At 66.0% G+C, this 22,097-nt stretch carries 18 protein-coding genes and 1 pseudogene; 12 read left to right on the top strand and 7 right to left on the bottom strand.

Annotated elements, in window-relative coordinates:
* Positions 1–83: transposase (locus J9892_RS13230; RefSeq protein WP_202904331.1), on the top strand; the 83-nt coding region annotated here is incomplete at its 5' end.
* 57 nt (positions 84–140) lie between these two features.
* On the opposite strand, the pseudogene J9892_RS13225 reads toward J9892_RS13230, so the two are convergent.
* A pseudogene (locus J9892_RS13225) lies at positions 141–701 on the bottom strand (AMP-binding protein); the annotation flags it as partial.
* A 323-nt stretch (positions 702–1,024) separates the two neighbouring features.
* Here J9892_RS13225 and J9892_RS13220 point away from each other — a divergent pair.
* Positions 1,025–1,564 (top strand): glycine zipper 2TM domain-containing protein, encoded by a 540-nt coding sequence (locus J9892_RS13220; protein WP_010674678.1) that lies wholly within the window; start codon positions 1,025–1,027, stop codon positions 1,562–1,564.
* A gap of 155 nt (positions 1,565–1,719) precedes the next feature.
* Here the strand turns inward: J9892_RS13220 and J9892_RS13215 are convergent, their stop codons facing one another.
* A complete protein-coding gene (locus J9892_RS13215) occupies positions 1,720–4,938 on the bottom strand; it encodes an ExeM/NucH family extracellular endonuclease (RefSeq protein WP_246876670.1) in 3,219 nt (1,072 codons plus the stop codon).
* 553 nt (positions 4,939–5,491) lie between these two features.
* On the opposite strand from J9892_RS13215, the gene J9892_RS13210 reads away from it, so the two are divergent.
* The 4 genes from J9892_RS13210 to J9892_RS13195 all read left to right on the top strand — a co-directional run bounded on the left by J9892_RS13210 (position 5,492) and on the right by J9892_RS13195 (position 9,815).
* Positions 5,492–6,613, top strand: a complete 1,122-nt coding sequence (locus tag J9892_RS13210) for an ABC transporter substrate-binding protein (protein WP_010674676.1) — start codon at positions 5,492–5,494, stop codon at positions 6,611–6,613.
* Positions 6,614–6,714: 101 nt separating this feature from the next.
* Positions 6,715–7,767 carry an iron ABC transporter permease gene (locus J9892_RS13205; protein ID WP_010674675.1) on the top strand — a complete coding sequence of 351 codons (1,053 nt, stop codon included), beginning with the start codon at positions 6,715–6,717 and terminating at the stop codon, positions 7,765–7,767.
* Positions 7,760–8,530, top strand: a complete 771-nt coding sequence (locus J9892_RS13200) for an ABC transporter ATP-binding protein (RefSeq protein ID WP_010674674.1) — start codon at positions 7,760–7,762, stop codon at positions 8,528–8,530. Before J9892_RS13205 ends, J9892_RS13200 begins: the two co-directional genes overlap by 8 nt.
* A 55-nt stretch (positions 8,531–8,585) precedes the next feature.
* Positions 8,586–9,815 carry an MFS transporter gene (locus J9892_RS13195; RefSeq protein WP_010674673.1) on the top strand — a complete coding sequence of 410 codons (1,230 nt, stop codon included), beginning with the start codon at positions 8,586–8,588 and terminating at the stop codon, positions 9,813–9,815.
* A 200-nt stretch (positions 9,816–10,015) separates the two neighbouring features.
* Here the strand turns inward: J9892_RS13195 and J9892_RS13190 are convergent, their stop codons facing one another.
* The 5 genes from J9892_RS13190 to fadI form a co-directional block, all read right to left on the bottom strand.
* Positions 10,016–10,900 (bottom strand): AEC family transporter, encoded by an 885-nt coding sequence (locus J9892_RS13190; RefSeq protein WP_010674672.1) that lies wholly within the window; start codon positions 10,898–10,900, stop codon positions 10,016–10,018.
* An 11-nt stretch (positions 10,901–10,911) separates the two neighbouring features.
* Positions 10,912–11,469 carry a YaeQ family protein gene (locus J9892_RS13185; protein WP_010674671.1) on the bottom strand — a complete coding sequence of 186 codons (558 nt, stop codon included), beginning with the start codon at positions 11,467–11,469 and terminating at the stop codon, positions 10,912–10,914.
* Between the two features lie 188 nt (positions 11,470–11,657).
* Positions 11,658–11,798, bottom strand: coding sequence for a TIGR02808 family protein (locus tag J9892_RS13180; protein WP_005325161.1), 141 nt, complete (start codon positions 11,796–11,798; stop codon positions 11,658–11,660).
* Positions 11,799–12,060: 262 nt separating this feature from the next.
* Positions 12,061–14,208: a fatty acid oxidation complex subunit alpha FadJ gene (gene fadJ, locus J9892_RS13175; RefSeq protein WP_201972182.1), complete on the bottom strand. Its 2,148-nt coding sequence runs from the start codon at positions 14,206–14,208 to the stop codon at positions 12,061–12,063.
* Positions 14,208–15,518: an acetyl-CoA C-acyltransferase FadI gene (fadI, locus tag J9892_RS13170; protein ID WP_039039117.1), complete on the bottom strand. Its 1,311-nt coding sequence runs from the start codon at positions 15,516–15,518 to the stop codon at positions 14,208–14,210. Before fadI ends, fadJ begins: the two co-directional genes overlap by 1 nt.
* Before the next feature lie 183 nt (positions 15,519–15,701).
* Between fadI and J9892_RS13165 the strand changes: the two genes are divergently transcribed.
* The 6 genes from J9892_RS13165 (at position 15,702) to J9892_RS13140 (ending at position 22,092) form a co-directional block, all read left to right on the top strand.
* Positions 15,702–16,652, top strand: coding sequence for an AAA family ATPase (locus J9892_RS13165; RefSeq protein WP_151027840.1), 951 nt, complete (start codon positions 15,702–15,704; stop codon positions 16,650–16,652).
* Between the two features lie 28 nt (positions 16,653–16,680).
* Positions 16,681–17,571 carry a DUF58 domain-containing protein gene (locus J9892_RS13160; protein WP_171865403.1) on the top strand — a complete coding sequence of 297 codons (891 nt, stop codon included), beginning with the start codon at positions 16,681–16,683 and terminating at the stop codon, positions 17,569–17,571.
* Complete coding sequence (locus tag J9892_RS13155) at positions 17,556–18,113, top strand: DUF4381 family protein (RefSeq protein ID WP_235673820.1); 558 nt, start codon at positions 17,556–17,558, stop codon at positions 18,111–18,113. The genes J9892_RS13160 and J9892_RS13155 overlap by 16 nt, the downstream gene beginning before the upstream one ends.
* Positions 18,110–19,072 carry a VWA domain-containing protein gene (locus tag J9892_RS13150; protein ID WP_151027838.1) on the top strand — a complete coding sequence of 321 codons (963 nt, stop codon included), beginning with the start codon at positions 18,110–18,112 and terminating at the stop codon, positions 19,070–19,072. The genes J9892_RS13155 and J9892_RS13150 overlap by 4 nt, the downstream gene beginning before the upstream one ends.
* Before the next feature lie 21 nt (positions 19,073–19,093).
* Positions 19,094–20,551 (top strand): tetratricopeptide repeat protein, encoded by a 1,458-nt coding sequence (locus J9892_RS13145; protein WP_210538459.1) that lies wholly within the window; start codon positions 19,094–19,096, stop codon positions 20,549–20,551.
* A gap of 62 nt (positions 20,552–20,613) precedes the next feature.
* A complete protein-coding gene (locus tag J9892_RS13140) occupies positions 20,614–22,092 on the top strand; it encodes a BatD family protein (RefSeq protein WP_210538460.1) in 1,479 nt (492 codons plus the stop codon).
* The last annotated feature ends 5 nt before the right edge of the window (positions 22,093–22,097 follow it).

The raw sequence follows: 22,097 nt of genomic DNA, 5'->3' as shown, positions 1-22,097 counted from the left end.
GGTCACGCTCTTACTTTGCGGGCTCTTGCGGCGGAGCACCGTTGGAGGTGATCAAGCAATACATTCAAAACCAGCGGGGCTGACGCCCCGGCGAAATTCCCCTCCCACCTACGTCGGAGGGAGTCCCCTTTCGCATTTAAGATGGCCTGCCACTCGTCCGCCGGCAGCCAGCCGGGTTCGTCCCCGTCCCCCAGGGCGATGAACCCCTCGTAGTCGAGCTCGCCGATCAGCTCCCCTTCCCGGTAGAGGGGATCGTCGATGGCGATCACCAAGGGCTGGCTGTCAATGAGAGAGAGCGCCTTTCGCACCACGGCGCCGAACTCCCGGTCCACCAGCACCACCTTGCTCTGGGCGTGCTGGAAGATGAAGGCCATGGCGTCCGCATCGAGCCGGGTGTTGATGGTGTTGAGCACGGCGCCGCTCATGGGTACCCCGAAGTGCGCCTCGAACATGGCCGGCACATTGGGGGCGACGATGGAGACTGTGTCCCCCTCGCCAATGCCGCGACGGCGCAGGGCCGAGGCGAGCTGGCGGCAGCGCCGCTCGGTCTGGGCCCAGCTCTGGCGCAGGGTGCCGTGGATCAGCGCCGGATAGTCGGGATAGACCCGGGCGGCCCGCCCCAGAAAGCTCAAGGGGGTCAGCGCCTCGAAATTGGCGGGCGTCTTGCCAAGGCCGGCGTCGTACATGTTCTGCTCTGTCATCGGATCCTTCCTCACAGGGACACAAAACGGGGTGGCTCTCGCGGTTCACCACGACCGGCATTGCGCCCTGATGCGGGGCCAGGATGCCGGCTGGAACCGGATGAAAGGGTATCAAGGGGGGCAGATCCCAGGTATTAGCGAAACGTCTTAGGGGCCCTCGGCCCTGCTCCCCCTGTCGCCAATCGCCGACGCTATTTTTGCGCGGTCACTTTTTGCGCAGTCAGCCCCTGTCGCGATCCCGTGGCCCTTGCCTTGAGCCTGCGGCGCAAAATGCCAAGAATGATCCCAAGCCCTCAACGGGTATGAGTACGAGGAGAAGAGTGATGAACAAATCCATGTTGGCAGGTGTCGGGATCGGTGTGGCCTCTGCGCTGGCATTGTCGGCGGTCGCCAGCGGATCCCTGTTTTCATCAGAGCCCCAGTTTGCCGAGGTGCTGGCCAGCAAGCCGGTGACCGAGACCATCAAGACGCCGCGTCAGGAGTGCCGCAACGTCACCCTGACCCACCGCAAGCCGGTGCAGGACGAGCACAAGATCCTGGGTACCGTGGTTGGCGCGGCCCTGGGCGGCGTGGTCGGCCACCAGTTTGGCGGTGGCAGCGGCAAGAAGGTGGCCACCGCCGCCGGTGCCGTGGCAGGGGGTTATGCCGGGAATCAGGTGCAGGGCAACATGCAGGCGGGTGATACCTACACCACCACGGAGCAGCGCTGCAAGACGGTGCAGGAGAGCAGCACCCGCACCATCGGCTATGACGTCACCTACCGCCTCGCCGGCCAGGAAGGGGTGGTACGCATGGAGAAGCAACCCGGCCCCACCATTCCGGTCAAGGATGGCAAGCTGGTACTGAGCAACGCGCAGGGTTGATACTCCGTTAGGAGCGCCCTGCCATGAAGAAGGCCCACCACGATGGTGGGCCTTTTTCATCTTCGCAACCCAACCTGTCTGCAACAGGTCTTCCCAACAAAAGTTTTCTCAACAGAAAGGGGCCCGCAGGCCCCTTTCTTGTTGCTCAATCATCCTCAGTGGCGACCGAAGGGCCACCAGGACTTGTCGTTGTCCAGAATGTCGACCCGGGTCTGCTGGACGGCGCCCGGCTGGGCCCCTTTCAGCTTCTCGAGGCTCACGCTGAACTGCTCGGTGGGCTCGACGAACCAGTCATCGATGACCAGCACCTTGACCGACTTGCTTCCCCCCTCGCCCGCGGCCCAGCTCACCGACTGGCCGAGCCAGGGCAGGAAGTCCAGCCCCCAGCGCGCCGTGATCCCCTCAAGGCTCACCCTGGCACGGGCGGGCTTGCTGAGATCGCCGCTTCGCACCAGGGGGATCTCGGCAAACCACTGCTCCTCGTTCACCGTCATGGTGGGGTGAGCCAGCGCAATGGTGGACGGCGCCAGCTTGTCCTTGATGGTCACCAGGGTCTGGTGCTGATCCCCCAGGGCCGCGCCGCTCGCATCATAGAGCTCCAGGGTGAAGGTCTCGTCCCCCTCGCGCAGGGTGTCGCTCTTCACCGGGATGCTGATGGTCTGGCTGTCGCTCTGCCCGGCGGCCCAGTGCAGGGTGCCGGTAAGCGGCGCCACGTCGTTGGCATCGGCGCTGCCGTAGGCGATGCGATAACTCACGCTGGCCTCCCCATGGCTGCCATCGCTGCGGCTGACGGTCAGGGACAGGGTGTTGCCCTCCTCCACGCTGGCGGCGGCGCTCTCGAGGCTCAACACCCCGGCGGGGGGCAGCGGATACTGGATGGCCACCAGCACGGGGTCGTGATCCGAGGCGCTGAAGGGCCCCTCGGATTTCGCCAGCTGGCCGCTGTACTTGCTGCCGTACTCGAAGAAGTTGCTCTCGGCGGAGTTGATGTGCCAATCCTCGATGCCGATCACCTTGGCCGCGAGGCTCGGATTGGCCAGGGCGTGATCTAGGTTGCCGAGCTCTCCCTCATAGCTGTAGGAGTAGGTGTCGGTGCCGTGGAAGCGGGTGTTGAGGTTGATAAGGCCATATCCCTTGCCCAGGGCGCTGCCGCTCTCTTCGAAGGGCTGACCCGCCAATGTGGTGAAGGAGGCGCTCATGATCTGGCGCGACTGGGCGGCCGGATCATAGTCGGTCAGCACCCGGATGGGGTCCTCCATGCCGTAGGCGTTCATGTCGCCGATAAGCAGCAGATCCCCGGCCAAATCCTTGAGGGTCTCCCCCAGCACCTTGGCGGCGGAGACCCGCAGCGCGTTGCAGTGGCCCTGGCCATCGAGGGGATCGGCTGTGGCGTAGTCGGGGTAATCCTCGAAGCAGGCGGAGCCCTTGGACTTGAGGTGGTTGACCACCAGGGTCAGGGGCGCATCCCCCTTGGGCGAGCTGAAGCGCTGTACCAGCGACTCGCGCATCCCCTGGTTGATGGTCACCGGCTTGCCGCTGGCGTCCTGCGCCTCGGCCTGCTGCACCGGCAGCGCGATGAGGCTGGCGGCCCCCTCCGGGGTCACCTTGGCGGGCCGGTAGATGAGGCCCACCGTGATGGCGTCGGTGCCGATGGGCTTGCCATCCGGCGAGGCAATCCAGCGGTAGTGATCCGCCTCGTCCGGCTGGGCGGCGTTGAGGGCCCCCACCAGGTTGGCGATGGCGGAGTTGTCGCCATAGCCGTTGTTCTCGATCTCCATCAGCCCCACCACGTCGGCATTGAGGCGGGTAATGGCGCTGACTATCTTGGTGCGCTGCAGCTCGAACTCCGCCACCGTGAGGGCGCCCCGGTTGCTGCCGGTGGGGTTGGCATCCCCTCCCACGACAGTGGTGAAGAAGTTGAGCACGTTGAAGCTCGCGACCCGCAGATCCCCCGCCTCGGCGAGCTCGGGGGTTTCCACCCGATCCCAGCCGCTGTGATCTATCTGGCTTGCGTCGATGCGGTTGCTGGCCACCAGCCGGAACAGGTTGTAGGAGTAACCGAGGGCCCCCTCCAGCCCGTTGAGCCTGTCGCCGATGCGCAGGTAACCGTCCTCGGCATTGAAGCCGGGGAACCAGGGCAGCACGCCATCCGGCGCCTTGGCGTCGGTCTCCACCACCAGCTGGTTCTGCTGGTTGCGCAGGGCCCAGTTGCTTGCCTCCTCGCTTTGGGCCGCAAATTTCTGGGTCGACTTGATAAGCGGCGCACCATAAGAGAGCACCAGGTTGTTGCGCTTGCCGTCGTAATCGAAGCTGAAGTTGCGGGTCACCACCAGGCTGGATTCGGGCACCAGCCTCACCTGCATTCCCTCGTGACGCTCCAGCAGCTGGCTCAGGCTCTCCCCCGCCACCGGCACCAGATCCACCGCCGCCGGCACGGCGCCGGCAGGCTGGGTCACCGCCAGTTCGTCGGCACTGAGCTGGGTCTGGTTGAAATACTCCTTCACCTTGCCCGAGACGCACACCTCGGCCCCCGGCACGACGGCAGCGTTGGCCTTGGTGCTGTAGACGAAGAGACCGTCGGAGGTGGCCGGCTCCCCGTCCCCCTGCACGTCCTGAATGAAGAAGCCCTTGTAGAGGCCGCTCACCACCTGGGTCACCACGCCGCGGGTGGCATAGGCCTGTTCGGACTCAAACTTGCCGGCCGGCACCAGCGGGCTGCTGCTGCCGGGGCCCTGAATGGCGGGCACGGGCACCAACTGATCCACCGGGCAGACGAAGGCGGGCGGCTGGGTGCCATCGCAGGGACCATCGCCGCTGCAACCCAGACCGCTGGCGTCATCCTTGGGAGCAGCCACATATTCGAGCGCCGGATCGAAAGGGGCGGTCGCATCGACCCGGCCCGTGGTGACGGTGGCCTTGCGGCGCAGGGTCATGTCCAGGGTCGAGACGCCGCCCGAGACCCAGGCCGTGCCCGGATCCACCCCCACCTGGCCGAAGCTGTCCACAAGCTCGCTGCCGCGATAGAGCACCAGGGCGTCGTCACCGTTGAACACCAGGTTGCCGCTGGTCTGATTGGCCTTGGCCAGGATCTCGCTGCTGGCGGAGGGATTGGCCAGCACCAGGCTGGCCCCCGGCGCCAGGGTGCCCTGCAGCGCCAGGCTGTTGGTGGGGGCCTCGGTGAGGGGTTTGCCGTTGGCATAGAGCGCCAGCCGGTATTGGGAGAGATCGACGGCGTCGCTGCCGAGGTTGCTCAGCTCCAGCGCCTTGTTGTTGCCGGACCCTTCCAGGTATTCGGTGATAAGCAGTTGCGCCTGCGCCTGTCCAGCGAGCGCCAGCCCGACGGCCAGCGCCACGAGAGAATGTCTTCCTGACATGGTCAGTTTCCTTTTTTTATTTGCAGTTCGTGTTATTGGCGCCCCGCGCAAGGCGGGCCGCAGCACCTTGTTGCCGGCGAGATCATGACGATTCGGTGCCATGATCCCGCGGCGGGCCTACTCTGCCCCTTTGACGGCGGAGCCGCTGGGAGCTGGCTAACAATGACAACAAAATGTTGCGTGCAGGTGACGGGCAATACCCGAATGGGCAGTGTCCGTCATCGGTGCGCAGGAAATCGTCGCCACCTCTGGCGGTGCCATGCCAGGGAGACTAGACATCGGACAGACTCCAGGGTTGAGAGCGCGAGAGGTGCGGCGGCCAGTACCCTGCTCCACACGCGGCAAGATGGGCACCACGGGCCACCCTTTTTCCATGCAAACAGAGAGAGGGCTTCTATTGGAGCAGGGTGTTGTGCCGCGGTGGCATGGGTTCCAGTAGTGACATAAATAACAAGAGAGGGGATGGCACAAAGGTTTGTTGCTTTTGCGCTCGCGAATGGCAATAGTTCTCACTTTCTTTTTTTGACCGTCTCTATTCCCGAGGTGCTACAAGATGTTTCGTCACCCCCTGGCAAAGTTGCTGCTGCTCGGCCAGCTCGTCCTGGCGAGCTGGATGGCGCAGGCCGCCCCCCCCGTTGAAGTGGAAGATGTGATGGGCCGCAAGGTCTCCCTGAGCCTTCCGGCCAGCCGCATCGTGCTCGGTTTCTATCCCGAAGATTACCTGGCCGTGGCCGGTGAAGGCGGCGCCGAGCGCCTGGTGGGCATGTCCCTGAGCTGGTTCATGAAGTCCCGTCCCGCCATCTGGTCTCTCTACGTGGCCAGCCAGCCACAACTGGCCAAAGTGCCGGACCTTGGCAACGTGCAGGATCAGAGCTTCTCCATCGAGAAGACCCTGGCGGTCAAGCCCGATCTGGTGATCCTGGCGAAGTGGCAATACGAGGCCCTGGCCGCGGACCTGCCGCGCCTCGAGCAGGCGGGGATCCCGGTGGTGGTCATCGACTACAACGCCCAGACCCTGGCACAGCACATGGCGAGCACCCTGCTGCTTGGCAAGCTGACCGGCCAGGAGGCCCGTGCCCGGAAGATGGCCGACGAGTACAAGGCCAAGATTGACACCATCACCTCGCGCATCGCCGCCGCGAAGCGCAAGCCGCCCCGGGTCTACATCGAGCTGGGTGACAAGGGCCCGGCCGAGTACAGCTACACCTATGGCAAGGACATGTGGGGCGCTATGGCCCTGCTGGCGGGCGGTGAGAACGTGGCCGCCCCCTTCGTCGATCGCTGGGGCCCCATCCACCCGGAACAACTGCTGGCGAGCAAGCCCGAGGTGATCCTGATGGCGGGCTACGAGAGCGTGAGCAGTGCTGTCGCCATGCAGGTGGGCCAGGATGTGTCGGCCAAGACCGTGCGCCAGCGCCTGCAGGGCTTTGCCGCCCGTCCGGGCTGGCGCGAGTTGCCTGCGGTGAAGCAGGGTCGCCTCTACGCGGTCTATCACGGCGCCACCCGCAGCATCATGGATGCCGCCCTCATCGAGTTCATGGCCAAGGCCCTCTATCCGGACCTCTTCCAGGATCTCGACCCCCTGGCCACCTATCAGGCGTTCTACCAGCACTACCTGCCCATCCGTCCCCAGGGCACCTTCATGCTGGGCATCAAGCAGGATGACGCAAGCTAATCCCGGCACTTCGGGTGCGGCCCACCTCGGCCACCCCCTCTTCAGCAACCCTCTTGGATTGTGTGGGCGCCTCTTGCGGCGCCCGTTTCAGGATTGACATCATGAATGATTTGGCTGCCCTGCAGCAGACCCTCGCCCGGCAGCGGCAACGGGAGCGCCGTCGCTGGCACTGGCTCCTGCTGCTCGCCCTGGTCCTGTGCATTACCCTGGTGCTCGACATCGCCACCGGCCCCTCCCTGCTGGCCCTGCACGACGTGATCGATGCCCTGGTTTCCCCCGCCCAGGCCGATCCCATGACCCGCACCATCGTCCACGACATGCGCCTGCCCATCGCCCTCATGGCCCTGGTGGTCGGCGCCTCCCTCGGTCTTGGCGGCGTGCAGATGCAGACCCTGCTGGACAACCCCCTCGCCAGTCCCTATACCCTCGGGCTCGCGGCGGCGGCGGGCCTGGGCGCGGCGCTGGCCCTCTACACCGGCGGCCTCGGGCTTCCTCCCCTGGTGGCCATCCCGGCCGGTGCCTTCATTGTGTGCATGTTTGCCGCCTGCCTGCTGTTTGGTCTGGCCATGATGCGCCATGTCAGCAGCCAGACCCTGATCCTGGCGGGCATCGCCCTGCTGTTCCTGTTCCAGTCCCTGCTCTCCCTGCTGCAGTTCCTCTCCTCCCCCGAACTCAACCAGCAGATCCTGTTCTGGCTGTTTGGCAGCCTGATGCGCACCACCTGGGACTCCCTGATCATCACCGCCGTCGTCACCCTGATCTGCACCCTGCTCATCTACCGGGATGCCTGGGCCCTCACCAGCCTGCGCCTCGGGGAAGCCCGCGCCCGCAGCCTCGGGGTCAATGTCGACAGACTGCGCATGAAGACCCTGGTGCTGGTCGCCCTGCTCACCGCCACCGCCACCAGCTTCGTCGGCGTGATCGGCTTCGTCGGCCTGGTGGCCCCCCATATCGCCCGCATGCTGGTGGGGGAAGATCAGCGCTTTTTGATCCCCCTCTCCGCCCTGTGCGGCGCCTGCATGCTCTCGGCGGCCTCGGTGCTCTCCAAGTCCATCATTCCGGGGGCCCTCTTCCCCATCGGCATCGTCACCGCACTCATTGGCGTGCCCTTCTTCATCTGGTTGATCCTCGGCAGGGGGCGTAAACGTGCTTGAAATATCCCGACTCTCCCTCTCCCTCGGCCAGCAGACCTTGCTGCGGGATCTCAGCCTCACTCTGCATCCGGGTCAGGTCCATGTGATCATCGGCCCGAACGGGACCGGCAAGACCTCCTTGATGCGCACCCTCTTTGGTGAACTGACCCCGGACAGTGGCGACATTCGCCTCGGGGACCAGAGTGCCCGCCAGATGACGCAGGCCAGGTGGCGCCAGCAGTTTGGCTACATGCCCCAGAACATCCAGCTGGAGCTGGATCTCAGCGTCATCGAGGTGGTGGTGCTGGGGCGCCTCGACAGCCTCTCCATGCGCCTCGCGGACGAGGACATCCTGGCCGCCGGCCGTGCCCTGCAGGCGCTTGGCATCGCCCATCTGGCGGATCGCCCCCTCTACTCTTTGAGCGGCGGCCAGCGGCAGATGGTGCTCTTCGCCCAGGTGCTGCTGCGCGACCCCCGCATCATGATGCTGGACGAGCCGGTCAGCGCCCTGGACCTGCACCACCAGATGCAACTGATGGAGCACCTGTGCCAGCAGACCCGGGAGCAGCAGTGGATCACCCTGGTGGTGCTGCACGATCTCAACCTGGCCGCCCAGTTTGCCGATCAGCTGATCGTGCTGGCAGGGGGAGATCTGCAGGCCTTCGGCCCCCCCGCCCGGGTGCTCGACGCGGCCCTCATCGAGCGCCTCTACCAGGTGCCGGTGGAGATAAGCCACGATCAGCACGGCATCCCCTTCCTCAGAACCCTGCGAAAGACATCATGACACAGTCCTGCGCCACCCCGGCGACCACCTCCCCACGCACTGGCGGGAGGCGACCATGAACGGCGCCTCCTACTGGCGGGACTGGCAGGGCATGAGCCCGGCCGCCCGCCTGCTCATCACCAATGGGCTCGCCTTCAACCTCGGCTTCTACATGATGATGCCCTTCCTCGCCCAGCACATGGGCAGCGGGCTCGGCCTGGCCGGCTGGGCCTGTGGCCTCGTCATGGGGATGCGGGTCTTCAGCCAGCAGGGGCTCTTCCTGCTGGGCGGCACCCTTGGGGATCGCATCGGCTACCATCCCGCCATCGTCTGGGGCTGCCTGGTACGATCTTTAGGCTTCGTGCTGCTGGGCTGGGCCGAGTCCCTGCCCATCCTGCTGCTGGCCGCCGCCCTCACCGGCTTTGCGGGGGCTCTGTTCACCCCCTGCGCCCAGGCCTACCTTGCCAGCGAATGCCACAACCCGAGCCAGCGTCAGCGCGCCTTCGCCCTGCACAATCTGGCCAGCGAGGCGGGCATGCTGCTCGGCCCCCTGGTCGGCCTCACCTTGACCCAGCAGAGCTATACCCTGACGGGGATCCTGGCGGCGAGCCTCTTCGCCCTGCTCGGAGTGCTGCAATACCGGGTGCTGCCTAAACGCCCGGTGAGCAACCCGAGCCCCCGTGGCGCCATCTTGCGCCAATGGGGGGAGATAGTGCGCCAGCGCCCCTTCATGGGGTTCACCCTGCTGGCAGGCAGCTACCAGATCCTGTTCCACCAGCTCTACCTCGCCCTCCCCGCCCATATCCAGAGCCTGCCGGACGCCACCCACCTGCTCGGCGGCGTCTTCACCCTCTCGGCGGTGATCGGCGTTCTGCTCCAGCTCCCAGCCTCCCGCCTGGTGGAGCGCCGCCTGGGAGTACCGCTCGCCATGGGGCTGGGGATAGGCATGATGGGCCTGAGCTATCTCGCCCTGCCCCTGCTGGCACCCTGGCCGACGGCAGGCGTGTTGACGCAGGTGGCCCTGCTTTCCCTGGGCTCCATCCTCTGCTTCCCGCTCTTCGCCGCCCAGCTGCCCCGCTACGCGCCCCCTGAGCAGCTCGGCAGCTACTACGGCTTCTATGCCAGCGCCGGGGGCTGCATGGCGCTCTTTGGCAACCTGCTCATCGGCTTTATGCTGGGGGATGCGGGCAGCCGCCCCGCCACCGCCATCTGGTGGCTGCTGGCCCTCGCCGGCCTGCTGGCGGGGTTTGGTCTCTATACCCAACTGCGCAAGGATGGCCAGGTTCAGCCTGCTCCCCATCAATAAACAGGGCGGCCAAGGCCGCCCGGTTTTATTCCCTTTCTCCCCCTTCCACTCTCTGCCTTATCCGGCTAAACCGGCTTCAAAACCTTGTCAGATACGCGAGCAAGCTCGGCTGTACTCGATGAGCAAAACAACATCGGACATGCACGATAGCAATAAAAAGGACGCCATCGGGCGTCCTTGAAGAGGAAGACAGAGCAGGGTCAACTCCCCAGATGCAGCGCCAACCAGACCGCCAGCGGGATCACCACCACCGAGAGCGCATTGCCGCCGAGCACAATACTGGCCACCTTGTCGGGCTGACACTGGTACTGCTCGCACAGGATGTAATTCAATACCGCCGGGGGCAGCGCCACCGACAGCATCAGGAGTGGTATCCAATCAGGTTCGAGGGGCAGCAGCCAGACGGCGAGCCCCAGGGAGAGGCCCCCCGCCAACAGGTAGAGCAGGTTGCACTTGATGGCCAGCCCCAGATGATCCAGCTCCCCTTCCATCAGCCGGATGCCTAAGGCAAACAGCATCAGGGGCACCGCTATCTGGCCGAGCAGAGCGGCGCTGGTCACCAGGTATTCCGGCAGCGGGATATGCAGGTTGGCCACCAGCAGCCCGGCGAAGGCGGCCCAGAGCACGGGGCTTCTCAGCCAGAGCCAGCGGGAGCTGCTGGCGGAGAGGATGAACATCCCCACCGAGAAGTGGAGCAGGTTGGAGAGCACAAAGAGGATGACGATGGCGCCGAGCTGCTGCTCGCCAAAGGCGAGCACCATCAGCGGAATGCCGAGGTTGCCGGTGTTGCGAAACATGGCGGGCAGGATCAGTGCGGCCCGCTCTATCTCCTTGAGTTTGAGCAGGGAGAGCAGCGAGCCGGGAAGCAGGATCACCAGGGCACCGGCCCCCACAAGGGGCAGGTGCGCCGCCAGATCCAGGGGGTATTTCACCAGGGCTGAGAAGACCAGCGCCGGGGTAAAGAGCTCGATATTGGCCCGGTTGACATAACCCAGGGCCCCGCCCGGTCGCAGCCGTCCATAGAGGGCGCCAAGGCCCACCACCGCAAACACGGGAATGACGATATTGAGCAGGGCGCTGAACATGGGTATCCCGTTTACAGTTCGCGGGCCGGGCGTCCCATCAGCACCACGGGGTCCAGCGTCACCTCCTGGCTGCCGTTGCTGACCCAGAGCTGGCCGTCGGAGATGGTGCAGGTGAGCTGCATGGTGCGCTCCACCATGGCCGCCAGGGGCAGGGTCTGGCTGTCGGAGAGTTCGATGACGCTCAGGTTGTCGTGCAGACCGAGCTTGCCCTGGTTCTGCTTCCACCAGACGCTGGTGCCACGACCGCCATAGAGGTAGAGCACCACCTGGCGAGAGCGGTTGCATGCCTTCTTGAGGCGGCGCTCGTCCGGCTGACCCAGCTCAATCCAGAGTTCAATCTCATCGGAATAGTTCTTGCACCAGAGCTCGGGCTCGTCGTCGGCAGAGAGCCCCTTGGTGAACTCCAGCCGCTCGGCGGCATGCCAGGCGAAGGCCGCTAGGCGGATCATCATGCGCTCGTCGGTCTCGGAGGGGTGACGGGCCAGGGTGAGGGAGAAGTCCTGATAGAGATTGCGATCCATGTCAGACAAGCTGATCTGGGCCTTGAAGATGGTTGCCTTGAGCGCCATAGAAGTCGTGAATACCTGATAAAAGAGAAGGGGGCGGACATGCCGGGCGTCAGTGTAATCAAAATGGCCGCCGGGTTCGACCGTCTTGCGCTCCGTTTACCCCATCAGGGGCGGGCAAGTGCTTCAGAAGACACAAAAAACAAATGCCAGTCCGAGGACTGGCATTTGGCGGCATGAACGAGAGTGACTCACTTCTCGGCGGACTTGACCCCGAAGGCATTGAGCAGCAGGCAGCAGGTGACTGCCACGGCCACGAAGCCACTCAGAAAGATAAAGGGCATGGCCCCGTATCCCAATATGTTCCAGATGGTTTGTTCGAGCAGACTCATAGTGTGTCCTTCATCCAGTGAAATGGGTGTCCCTTTCGTGACGGGGTCGCCCCCGTTCCTGATGAGACTATTTGACCTCAACCCGCGCCTGAGTCCTATGCCACCAAAGTAATAAATGGGGCACCAGTTTGCGCCAGATCAAGGTTTTCCCCCTCCCCGCCCCGTTTTTCTTCGCGCCCCCGCCCCAAACCGGAAAGTTACGCCCAACAAAAAGCGAGGCGACCTTGGGGTCGCCTCGCTCGATGTATGCCGTCGAGAGCCATCAGTAGAAGGTCTGCTGCTCCGCCGCCATCGCTTTCAGCCGCGCACAGGGGGCGAAGCGGTCGCCAAAGCGCTTCTGATGGTGCTCAAGACGCCCCACCAGATAGTCGATGCCGAGGCTGTCCATGTAGCGGAACGGACCGCCCAGGAAGGGGGGGAAGCCGATACCGAAGATGGCGCCGATGTCGCCATCCCGGGCCGAGGCCACCACGCCGCCATCCAGGGCCATGGCAGCTTCGTTGAGCATCAGCAGCACGCAGCGCTCGGCGATCTCCTGCCTGGCCAGTTTGGCCTGGGGCTTGACGCCCAGCACGTCGTAGACGCTCGCGTCCACCGTCTTCTTGCCCTCCTTGCCGGTGAGCTTGTTGCGCGGGGCCGCCTTGCCATAGAGATAGAAGCCCTTGCCGTTCTTGCGCCCCTTGCGATCGTCTTCCAGCAGCTTGTCAAACGCCTTGGGGGCCTGGAACTGCTCACCACCCAGCTCCTTTTCGAGGATGGGGGAGATCTTGGCCCCCACGTCGATCCCCACCTCGTCCAGCAGGGTGATGGGCCCGACCGGGAAACCGAAGTCGAGCAGAGCGCCGTCCAGTACCTCCACCGGCTCCCCTTCCAGCACCAGGCGCGCCGCCTCGTTCATGTAGGGCGCCAGGATGCGGTTGACATAGAAGCCTGCCTCGTCCTTCACCACGATGGGGGTCTTGCCCTGGGCCCGGGCGAAGGCCAGGGTGGTGGCCACCGTCTCGGCGCTGGTACCCGCGTGGGGAATGATCTCGGCCAGCGGCATCTTGTCCACCGGGCTGAAGTAGTGCAGCCCCACCACCCGCTCCGGATGCGTCGCCGCCGAGGCGATCTGGTGGATGGGCAGGGAGGAGGTGTTGGAGGCAAACACGGTGTGCTCGCCGCACTCGCGCTCCACGTCCTGCACCATCTGGTGCTTGAGGTTGATGTCCTCGAATACCGCTTCCACCACCATGTCCACCCGGTGGAACCCGGAATAGTCCAGGGTGCCGGTGAGCAGGCTCATCTGTTTCTCCAGCTCACTGCGCAGCAGTTGGCGACGCTTGAGCTTCCTCGCGAGGAGGTCGTAGCTGTAACGCATGGCATTGCCGATGCCGGCGCTCGCCACATCCTTGATCCGCACCGGTACCCCCGCCTTGGTGGCGGTGACGAAGGCGATACCGCCCCCCATCAGGCCGCCCCCCAGCACGGCGGCATGACCCACCTTGCGCGGCTCGGCCCCCTGATAGCTCACCTCTTTCTTCATCTCCGTGGTGGCGAAGAAGAGGGAGCGCAGGGCGGCGGATTCCGGCGTCATCACCAGCTCGCCGAAGTGGCGGGCTTCGGCCAGCAGGCCGGCCTGCATCCCCTCCTCCACGCCGATGCGCACCACCTCGATGATACGCTCCGGCGCCGGGTAGTTGCCCCGGGTCTTGGCCTTGACCCCCTTGCGGGCCTGATCGAACAGCACCTTGCGACCAAATTTGTTGGTCTCCAGCACCTTGCCCTGCAGATCCCGTTTCAGGTGGTGGCGCGGCTTGCCCTTCTTGGCAAGCTTGATGGCGGCCTCCAGCAAAATGGACGGGGGCACCATGTCATCCACCAGCCCGAGCTTCCTGGCCTGTTTGGCCCGCACCTGCTTGCCGGTCAGCATCAGATCCAGTGCCTTGGCTACCCCGATGAGGCGCGGCAGGCGCTGGGTACCGCCGGAGCCCGGCAGCAGGCCGAGCTGCACTTCCGGCAGGCCCAGCACGGTTTTACCGTGATCGGTCACCACCCGGCCATGACAGGCGAGCGCCAGCTCCAGCCCGCCGCCGAGGCAGGGGCCGTGAATGGCGGCGATCACCGGGATCCCCAGGGCTTCGATCTCGGCGAACACGTCCTGTCCGGCCCGGGACAGCGCTTCGGCATCCTGGGCGCTGGTGCAGGCCGCCAGCATGGCGATGTCGGCCCCGGCAACGAAGGAGTCCTTCTTGCCGGAGACGATCACCAGGCCGATCAGATCCCCGTTCCCCTTCACCTCGGCCAGCAGAGTGCGGATCTCGTCCGCAAAGGAGGCCTTCAGGGTGTTCATGCTCTCACCGGGCACATCCATGGTGAGGATGCCGATGCCGTCTTTGCGAATATCCAGAGAAAAAGTCTTGGCACTCATCATTCCACCTCCAGCACCATGGCCACACCCAGCCCACCCGCCGCACAGGCGGTGTTGAGCCCCAATCCCCCACCCCGGCGCCGCAGTTCATGCAGGGTCTGGGTGATCATGCGCGCCCCGGTGGCGGCAAAGGGGTGACCAAAGGCCAAAGAGCCGCCGAGCACGTTGAACTTCTCCATGTCCACCTCGCCAATGGCCTGATCCCGGCCCAGCTTGTCACGGGCAAATTCGGCGCTTGCAAACATCTTGAGGTTGGCCAGCGTCTGGGCGGCAAAGGCTTCGTGCATGTCGATGAGGGTCAGATCCCCAAGGGTGATGCCGGCACGGTCCAGCGCCAGCGGCGTGGCATAGGAGGGGCCCATCAGCATGTCCTGCCATACGTCGATGGCGGAAAACGCGAAGCTGCGGATGTAACCCAGCGGCTCCAGACCCAGCTCGCGGGCACGCCCTTCGCGCATCATCAGCACGGCGGCGGCGCCGTCGGTAAGCGGAGTGGCGTTGGCGGCCGTCACCGAACCGTGGGCCCGGTCAAAGACCGGTTTGAGCTTGGCGTAACTCGCCAGATCCGAGCTTTCACGGATGTTGTTGTCCCGCTCCAGCGGCGACTTGTAGGGGGGCACGTGGGCGGTGAACACCTCACCATTCAATTTGCCCTGCGCCCAGGCTTCGGCCGCCAGGGTGTGGGAGCGGTGGGCCAGCGCATCTTGCGCCTCGCGGCTGATCTGGTGGGTCTTGGCCATCTGCTCGGCGGTCTGCCCCATGGAGAGACCGGTGGAATACTCGGCCACGGCCGGGGGCACCGGCAGCAGGTCCTTCAGGCGCAGACGGCGCAGAATATTGAAACGCTGCTGGAGGTTGCGCGCCTTGTTGAGATCCACCAGGGCGCGGGCCAGAGACTTGCTGACCCCGATGGGCAGCACGGAAGAGGAGTCGGCACCGCCGGCAATGGCGATGTCCACCGTGCCGGCCATGATGGATTCGGTGACGTTGGCCACCGCCTGGAAACTGGTGGCGCAGGCGCGCGACACGCTATAGGCATCGGTGCTGACGCTCATGCCGGTGCCGAGCACGATCTCCCGGGCGATGTTTGGCGCTTCCGGCATCTGCACCACCTGGCCGAACACCAGCTGGTCGATGAGCTTGGGGTCGAGATCGGTGCGGGCGAGCATCTCGCTCACCACCAGTTTGCCCAGATCCACCGCAGGCACGCCGTGAAAAGCGGTGGCCTGCTTGGCAAAGGGGGTGCGCAGACCCGCCACGACGGCTATCCGTTCGCCCTGGCGAGTCGTCAGTTTCAATGGCTGTTTCATCCTGGCTCCTTGGGTTAAAAAGGCAGAGGTCTGACCTCATTGCGCCACATCTTAACAATCCAATCACAACTTTCATACGGCTGATTGAAACTAAATTGTCCCCATCTTGCCACCCTCCCTCGCCCTTGTGAGCCAACTGGGGTATAAAAAGATCAACTTCCATAAAAACAACGGGTTTATCGCATGGCAGCGGCCGAGTTCAGAGCACTTGGAGACTATCTGGGCAGCCAGATCCTGGGACAGGGTCCCCTCATCGAGGGGCTGCTGATCGCCCTGTTATGTGAAGGACATGTGCTGATCGAGGGTGCCCCCGGTCTTGCCAAGACCCGGGCGGTCAAGGCGCTGGCCGGTGCCGTGGAGGGGCGCTTTGCCCGTATCCAGTTCACCCCGGATCTGCTCCCTGCCGATCTCACCGGCAGCGAGGTCTTCCATCCCCAGGATGCGAGTTTCGTGTTTCAACCCGGTCCTCTGTTCAACCATCTGGTGCTGGCGGACGAGATCAACCGGGCGCCGGCCAAGGTGCAATCCGCCCTGCTGGAGGCCATGGCCGAGCACCAGATCACCGTGGGCAAGAAGAGCTGGCGCCTGCCCTCCCTCTTCATGGTTGCCGCCACCCAGAACCCCATCGAGCAGGAAGGGACCTATCCCCTGCCGGAGGCCCAGCTCGATCGCTTCTTGCTCAAGCTGCTGGTGGATTACCCCAGCCCCGCCATGGAGCTGGCCATCCTCCAGCTCAACGCCCGCGGCGACGCCCTGCCGACGCCGCCGGTCACCCTCAGCCAGTCCGACCTGCTGGAAGCCCGCACCGCCGTTCAAGGGGTACAGATGCAGGGGCGCCTCGAGCACTATCTGGTGCAACTGGTGTGCGCCACCCGCCCCGGCAGCGGCCTGTGCCCCGAGCTAGACCCCCTGGTCGCGGTGGGGGCCAGTCCCAGAGCCAGCATCGGCCTCGCAAGAGCCGCACGGGCCCGGGCCTGGCTCGCCGGGCGCGACTTCGTGCTGCCCGAAGACATCCAGCAACTGGCGCCAGCCGTGCTGCGCCACCGCCTCATCCCGAGTTATCAGGCGCTGGCGGACAACCTCGATAGCGAGGCGCTCATCGCCCTGCTGCTGGATGCCATTCCATGCCCCTGAGCCGACCCCCACAGGCAGCCCTATCGCCATGACCCCCGTCGCCGAGCCCCAGGATCACCCCGACATCGCCCTCACCCTCGAGCGGCTGCTGGCGGTGCGCCTCTGGACGCGCCAGGGCGAGCGTGCTCGCATTCATCAGGCGGCCCAGGGGCGTATCGGGCGCCAGCCCGGGCTCCATTTCAGGGAGCTTCGCCTCTATCAGGCCGGTGACGAAGTGCGTCACATCGACTGGCGGGTCACCGCCCGCCTCGGTCGCCCCCACACCCGCCTCTACGGGGAAGAGCAGGATCAGGCCCACTGGTTGCTGCTGGATCTCTCACCCGCCATGTACTTTGGCTCCCGCGCCCAGCTCAAGGCCCGCCTTGGCTGCGAGCTGGCCGCCGCCCTGCTCTGGCAGGGGGAGAAACAGGCCAATACCTTGATCTGCCAGGGCGCAGCCCCCCACACAGAGCACCAACGCGGCTCTCTCATGCCTCTGCTGGAAGCGCTCTGCCACCATTACGAGGCAGGGCTGGATCGCGCCCCCCCGCCTAGGACGCTGGCCCAGACCCTGGCACGACTCACCCTGCCCCACGGGGCCAGATTGACCCTGATAAGCCATCACCAGGCACCGGACCAGGCCCTCTGCCAGCAGTTGCAACGCCTTCGCCTGCGCCACGATATCCACTACTGGCAGATCCGCGATCCCCTGGAAGCCGCTCTGCCCGAGCAGGGGCAGCTGGCAGTGCAGGCAGGCAGACACAGCGGTTGGCTCGCGGGAGAAGATCCCCGCTTTCGCGCCCGCTACCAGAGGGCGGCCGACGAGCAGGCCGAGGCCTGTCGCCAGCAGTTGCTGCCCCTGGTGACGCGCCTCTATCGCCTCGACAACGGCGCCACCCTGCAACGCCAGTGGCAGGAGGGCGGATGCCGTCTGTTTTGAAGGGGGAGCAGGGCGTGCCCGCACCTGATGCATATCGCCAGCCCTCGTCCAGCGAGGCCTTGCAAGCCATTCGTGCCGAGCTGCGCGACATCCACCAAGGCCCCGCTCTCGAGCCTGCACAGGATCCTCGCCTGATGGCCCTCGGGGGGCTGCTGATCGCGGCGATCGCCGCTTGCCTGATCGCCACGACGGCCCTCACCCTGTTGCGCCAGCGCCGCTGGGCGCATCGGATAGACTGGCAGGCCGACGATCTCGTCCCCAAGCTGCAGGATGCCCTGCGAGAAGCGGCCATGGCCCGCTGGCCCGAGGCGGCCCCCCTGCAAGGGGAGGCCTGGCTCGCCTGGCTGGACAACAAGGGGGGGAGCGATTTTTCCCGGTTTGCCGCCCAGTGGCCGCTCTGGCTCTATGGGGGCAGAGTGCCCGATGAGGCGCAGCGCAAAAGATTGCGCCTCGCCTATCTCGCCTGGGGGCGACGCTGCGTCAGCGCGCCGCGATTCCCGGCAAGCAAGCGAGGGGCCCCTTCCCCGGAGGGTACGCGATGATCCTCGCCTGGCCCTGGTTTTCCCTCGCCCTCGCCCTGCCGCTGCTGGTGCGCTTCGGCCTGCCTCCCATGAAGGGGCGCAAGGGAGGAAACCGGCTCGTTCATGGAGGTTTTCCCCTGCTCCAGCCCCAGGCGGGGCAGCCCTTGTGGCGCATGATGATCTGCTGGTGTGCCCTGGTACTGGCCCTGTGCCGCCCCCAGTGGCAGGAGCCCCCGATCATTCACTACCAGAGCAGCCGGGACCTCATCCTGGCGGTGGATCTCTCCGACAGCATGCGCACCCAGGACATGCTGGATGACGGAGAGCAAACGGACAGGCTTGCCGCGGTGCGCCAGCAGATAAGCAACCTTGTCGCCTCCCGCCCGGGGGATCGCATCGCCCTGGTCGTCTTTGCCGATCACGCCTATCTGCTCTCCCCCCTCACCCAGGAGACCGGGGCCCTGCTCACCCTGGCCAGGGAGCTCGATTTCGATCTGGTGGGGCGCACCACGGCCCTGGGGGAAGCCATCCTGCTGGCACGCCAGCACGCCGACCCCACCCGCCCCACCGCCCTGCTGCTGGTGACGGACGGGCGCAATACCTCGGGCAATGCGGATCCCCTGACCGAGGCCAGGCTCGCCGCCAAAGCCGGCATCCGTCTCTATACCCTGGGGGTGGGCGCCGACCCCGACACCTTCGCCGGGCCCGCAGGGGACGCCGATCCCAGTGCCGAACTGGATGAAGCCCTGTTGCAGCAGTTGGCGACGCTGGGAGGAGGCCGCTATTTTCGCGCCCGCAACCGGGGCGATCTCGCCGCCATCAACCAGGCCATCGACACCCTGGAGCCCCTCGCCCGGCCCCAGACCCTCTCCCGGCCCCACCAGGAGCTCTACCCCTGGCCACTGGCCCTGGCCTGGCTGCTGCTCTGCTGGCCAGCCCGCTGGCACATCCCCCTGTCACACAGGCCATCCCATGAGTAGGCAGGCCATGATGGTGGCACCATGGAGCTGACCTTGCTGCGCCCCCTCTGGTTGCTGGCCCTGCTCCCCTGGCTGTGGCAGGGGTGGCGCCGCCGCGATCCCGGCTTGCTCTCCCCGGCCATGCAAGCCTATCTGCTGCCGAGCCGCCATCGGGCCATCCCCTGGCGCTGGCTTGCCTGTCTGCCGGTGATCCTGGCGCTCTCGGGCCCCGCCCTGCGCCAGCAGAGTCTCCCTATGCCGAGCCCGGCCCTCGATATCTGGCTGCTGGATCTATCCGACTCCATGCTGGCACAGGATCTGGCGCCGGACCGGGCAACCCGGGTGAGACTGGGATTGCAAGAGATGCTGGCCGACATAGCGCGGCAGGACGCGGCCCATCCCATCGCCCTCATCCTGTTTGCCGGGGATGCCTACCTCGCCATGCCTCCCACCCGGGATCATCAGGCCATCGCCCTGCTGCTGCCGGACCTGCGCCCGGCCATCATGCCTGTCCAAGGCAGCGCCCCCGAGCGCGCCGTTGCCCTGGCCCTCACCCTGATCCCGCCGGGCCAGTCCGCCCGTCTGCTGCTCGTGACCGACGGCCTCTCCGGGACAGCGCGCGATCGCATCGCCGCCCTCTGGCCCTGCCTCAACGACCTGTTCTGCAAGGCAGGCTCGGCCCCGCGGCTCGACATCCTGCTGGCCAGCGGGGGCAAGGAGACCCGGCTGCCCGGCGTGGCTGCCGAGCGCTGGCAGCTCGGCAGCCCGATCGGCCACACCTTGCCGGCGCCCGACGAGGAGGCCATGACCGCCCTTGCCGCCAGTACCGGAGGCAGGCTGGCCTGGCTTGATTCCGGCCTGCCCCGCTTTGCCCCCCTGCCCATGGGCCAGACCCTGACGCAGGGGCAATCCCGGGATCTCGGCCCCTGGCTGCTCATCCCCTTGCTCCCCCTGGCGCTGCTGGCGCGGATCGGCGCCCACTGGCTGCTGGTGATCCTCGTCATTGGCGTCGCGCCCCCTTCCCTGCAGGCGGCCTCCCGACAAGATGAAGAAGGCTGGCAGGCTTATCGCCAGGGACACTATCGGGAAGCGGCCAACGCCTTCCAGGATCCGGTCTGGCAAGGCAACGCCTGGTATAGAGCCGGGGATTACGCCAGGGCCGTCGCCGCCTATGGCTGGGCAAACAGCGCCACCGCCCACTACAACAGGGGCAATGCCCTGGTCTGGCTCGGGGATCTTGCCGCTGCGGAGCAGGCCTATCTGAGCGCCCTTCGCCTTGAACCTGGGCACAGGGATGCCTTGCACAACCTGGCCCTGCTGCGGGCCAACCCGCCACAGTCGGCGCCCTCGGCAAATGCCCCGGCGCAGGCCGACACTCCCGACCCCGCCCGCGCCTCAGAGGCTCCCCGCCCCCCGGCGCCCCCCGTGCTGCTGCTGGAGCAGCGCCTTCGCAAGGAGGCCCTGCGCCGCCCCCTGCTCAAGGTGGAGGAGCCCTGGTGATCCTCGTGCTGCGCTTACTCTCCCCCCGGATCGGCTGCTGGCTGCTGCTCGCCCTGTGCGCCATGCGGGTGCAGGCCGCTCCTGTCGAGGCCGAGCTGTTGCCGGGGGCGAGCGAGCGCGACTGGCTGCTCGTCATCGAGGCCGACGGGCTGTACCGCGATGAGGATCTCAACCTGCAACCGCTGCTGCGCCAGTTTGCGGTCGGGCGGGTCAGCATCCAGCGGGTCAGTGCCCAGAGCCGCAGCCTGACCCGCTGGCAGATCCCCCTGCACCTGCTCGATACCAGCCCGCGCCAGGTGCCCTCCCTGCCCCTTGGCGCCGATCTCACCCCCTCCCTGGCGGTGCCGACACGTTCCCTGGACGGCACCCTGATGCCGGCACAAGACCCGGTATTCTCTCCGGTCGAGCTGCAGGCCCGGGTGCTCCATGAGGGGAATCTCTACCCCGGCCAGCCCTTCATCTATGAGCTGACCCTCTGGCTGCCTGCCAACCTGGAGGCCCCCAACCTCGGCGAGCCCATCACCCCGGCCTTTACCATTCGCCGCCTTGGCGAGGATCGCTGGGATTCTCCCGCCAGCCCCGGCCTGCCCGGGCGTCTCACGCGAAAATGGCTGCTGCAGGCCAAAGGACCCGGGCTCCATCCCATCGAATCCCCCCGCTTTCAGGGGCGGTTGTCGCACCAGGACCAGGCCGGTGCGACCGCGCCGGGCAACGGGGGGGATCTGCTGTCCGCCAGGGCGGCGACCCTCTTCATCAAGGTGGACAAGGCCCCCCTGGAGCCGGTGGCGAGCAGCCTGGTGCTGCGCCAGCAGTTCAGCCCGGCGCAGGCCAGGGTGGGTGAGCCGGTGATCCGCACCCTCACCCTGGTGATGGAAGGGGGGGATGGCAACCGCCTGCCCCCCTTGCCGGCCCCGCCCCTGCCCGCCGGCCTCTCCATGAAGCCGGACGGCGAGCAGCAGCAGGAGCGATTCGTGGCCGAGGGGGCGCTTCGCTTCGAGCGCCAGTGGCGCCAGGCCCTGACCGCCGACGAGGCGGGGCGCTATGTGCTGCCCCCCCAGACCCTGCGCTGGTTCAACACCCAAAGCGGTCGCATCGAGGAGGCGCGCCTGCCCGCACATCCTCTGGTGTTCACGGCAAGGGAGAGCGCCACTCCCGCCTCCCCCACACCGGGGACCCAGTATCTCTATTGGGTCCTCGTGGCCATCCTGCTGCGGGCATTCATGCGCCGCTGGCCGCGCTGGCACGCCTTCTATCGCTTGCAACGGGCCCTCGCCACGGGCTCTCCTGACGAGACCAGGGAAACCCTGCTGACCTGGGCCGTCCTGCGCTGGGACACCCCCTGTCTGCATCTGGCCAGGCTGCCCTGTCACCGCGACCCCGCCATGGGGGCGCTGCTGGACGACCTGGATCGGGCCTGTTTTTCCCCCAAGCGAGTCCCTAGCGAACACCTGCCCAGACAGGCGCTCGCCAGGGAGTTGTGCACCTGGGAGAGCTTTGCGATAGCCTATGGTCTTCGAATACTGGCGTGGATGCGTGCATGATGCGC

The organism is Aeromonas sp. Prich7-2 (assembly GCF_017939255.1).
Classification (GTDB): domain Bacteria; phylum Pseudomonadota; class Gammaproteobacteria; order Enterobacterales; family Aeromonadaceae; genus Aeromonas; species Aeromonas caviae.
Note: the sequence above shows the minus strand (reverse complement) of the source record. Positions and strands in the feature narration are given on the sequence as shown.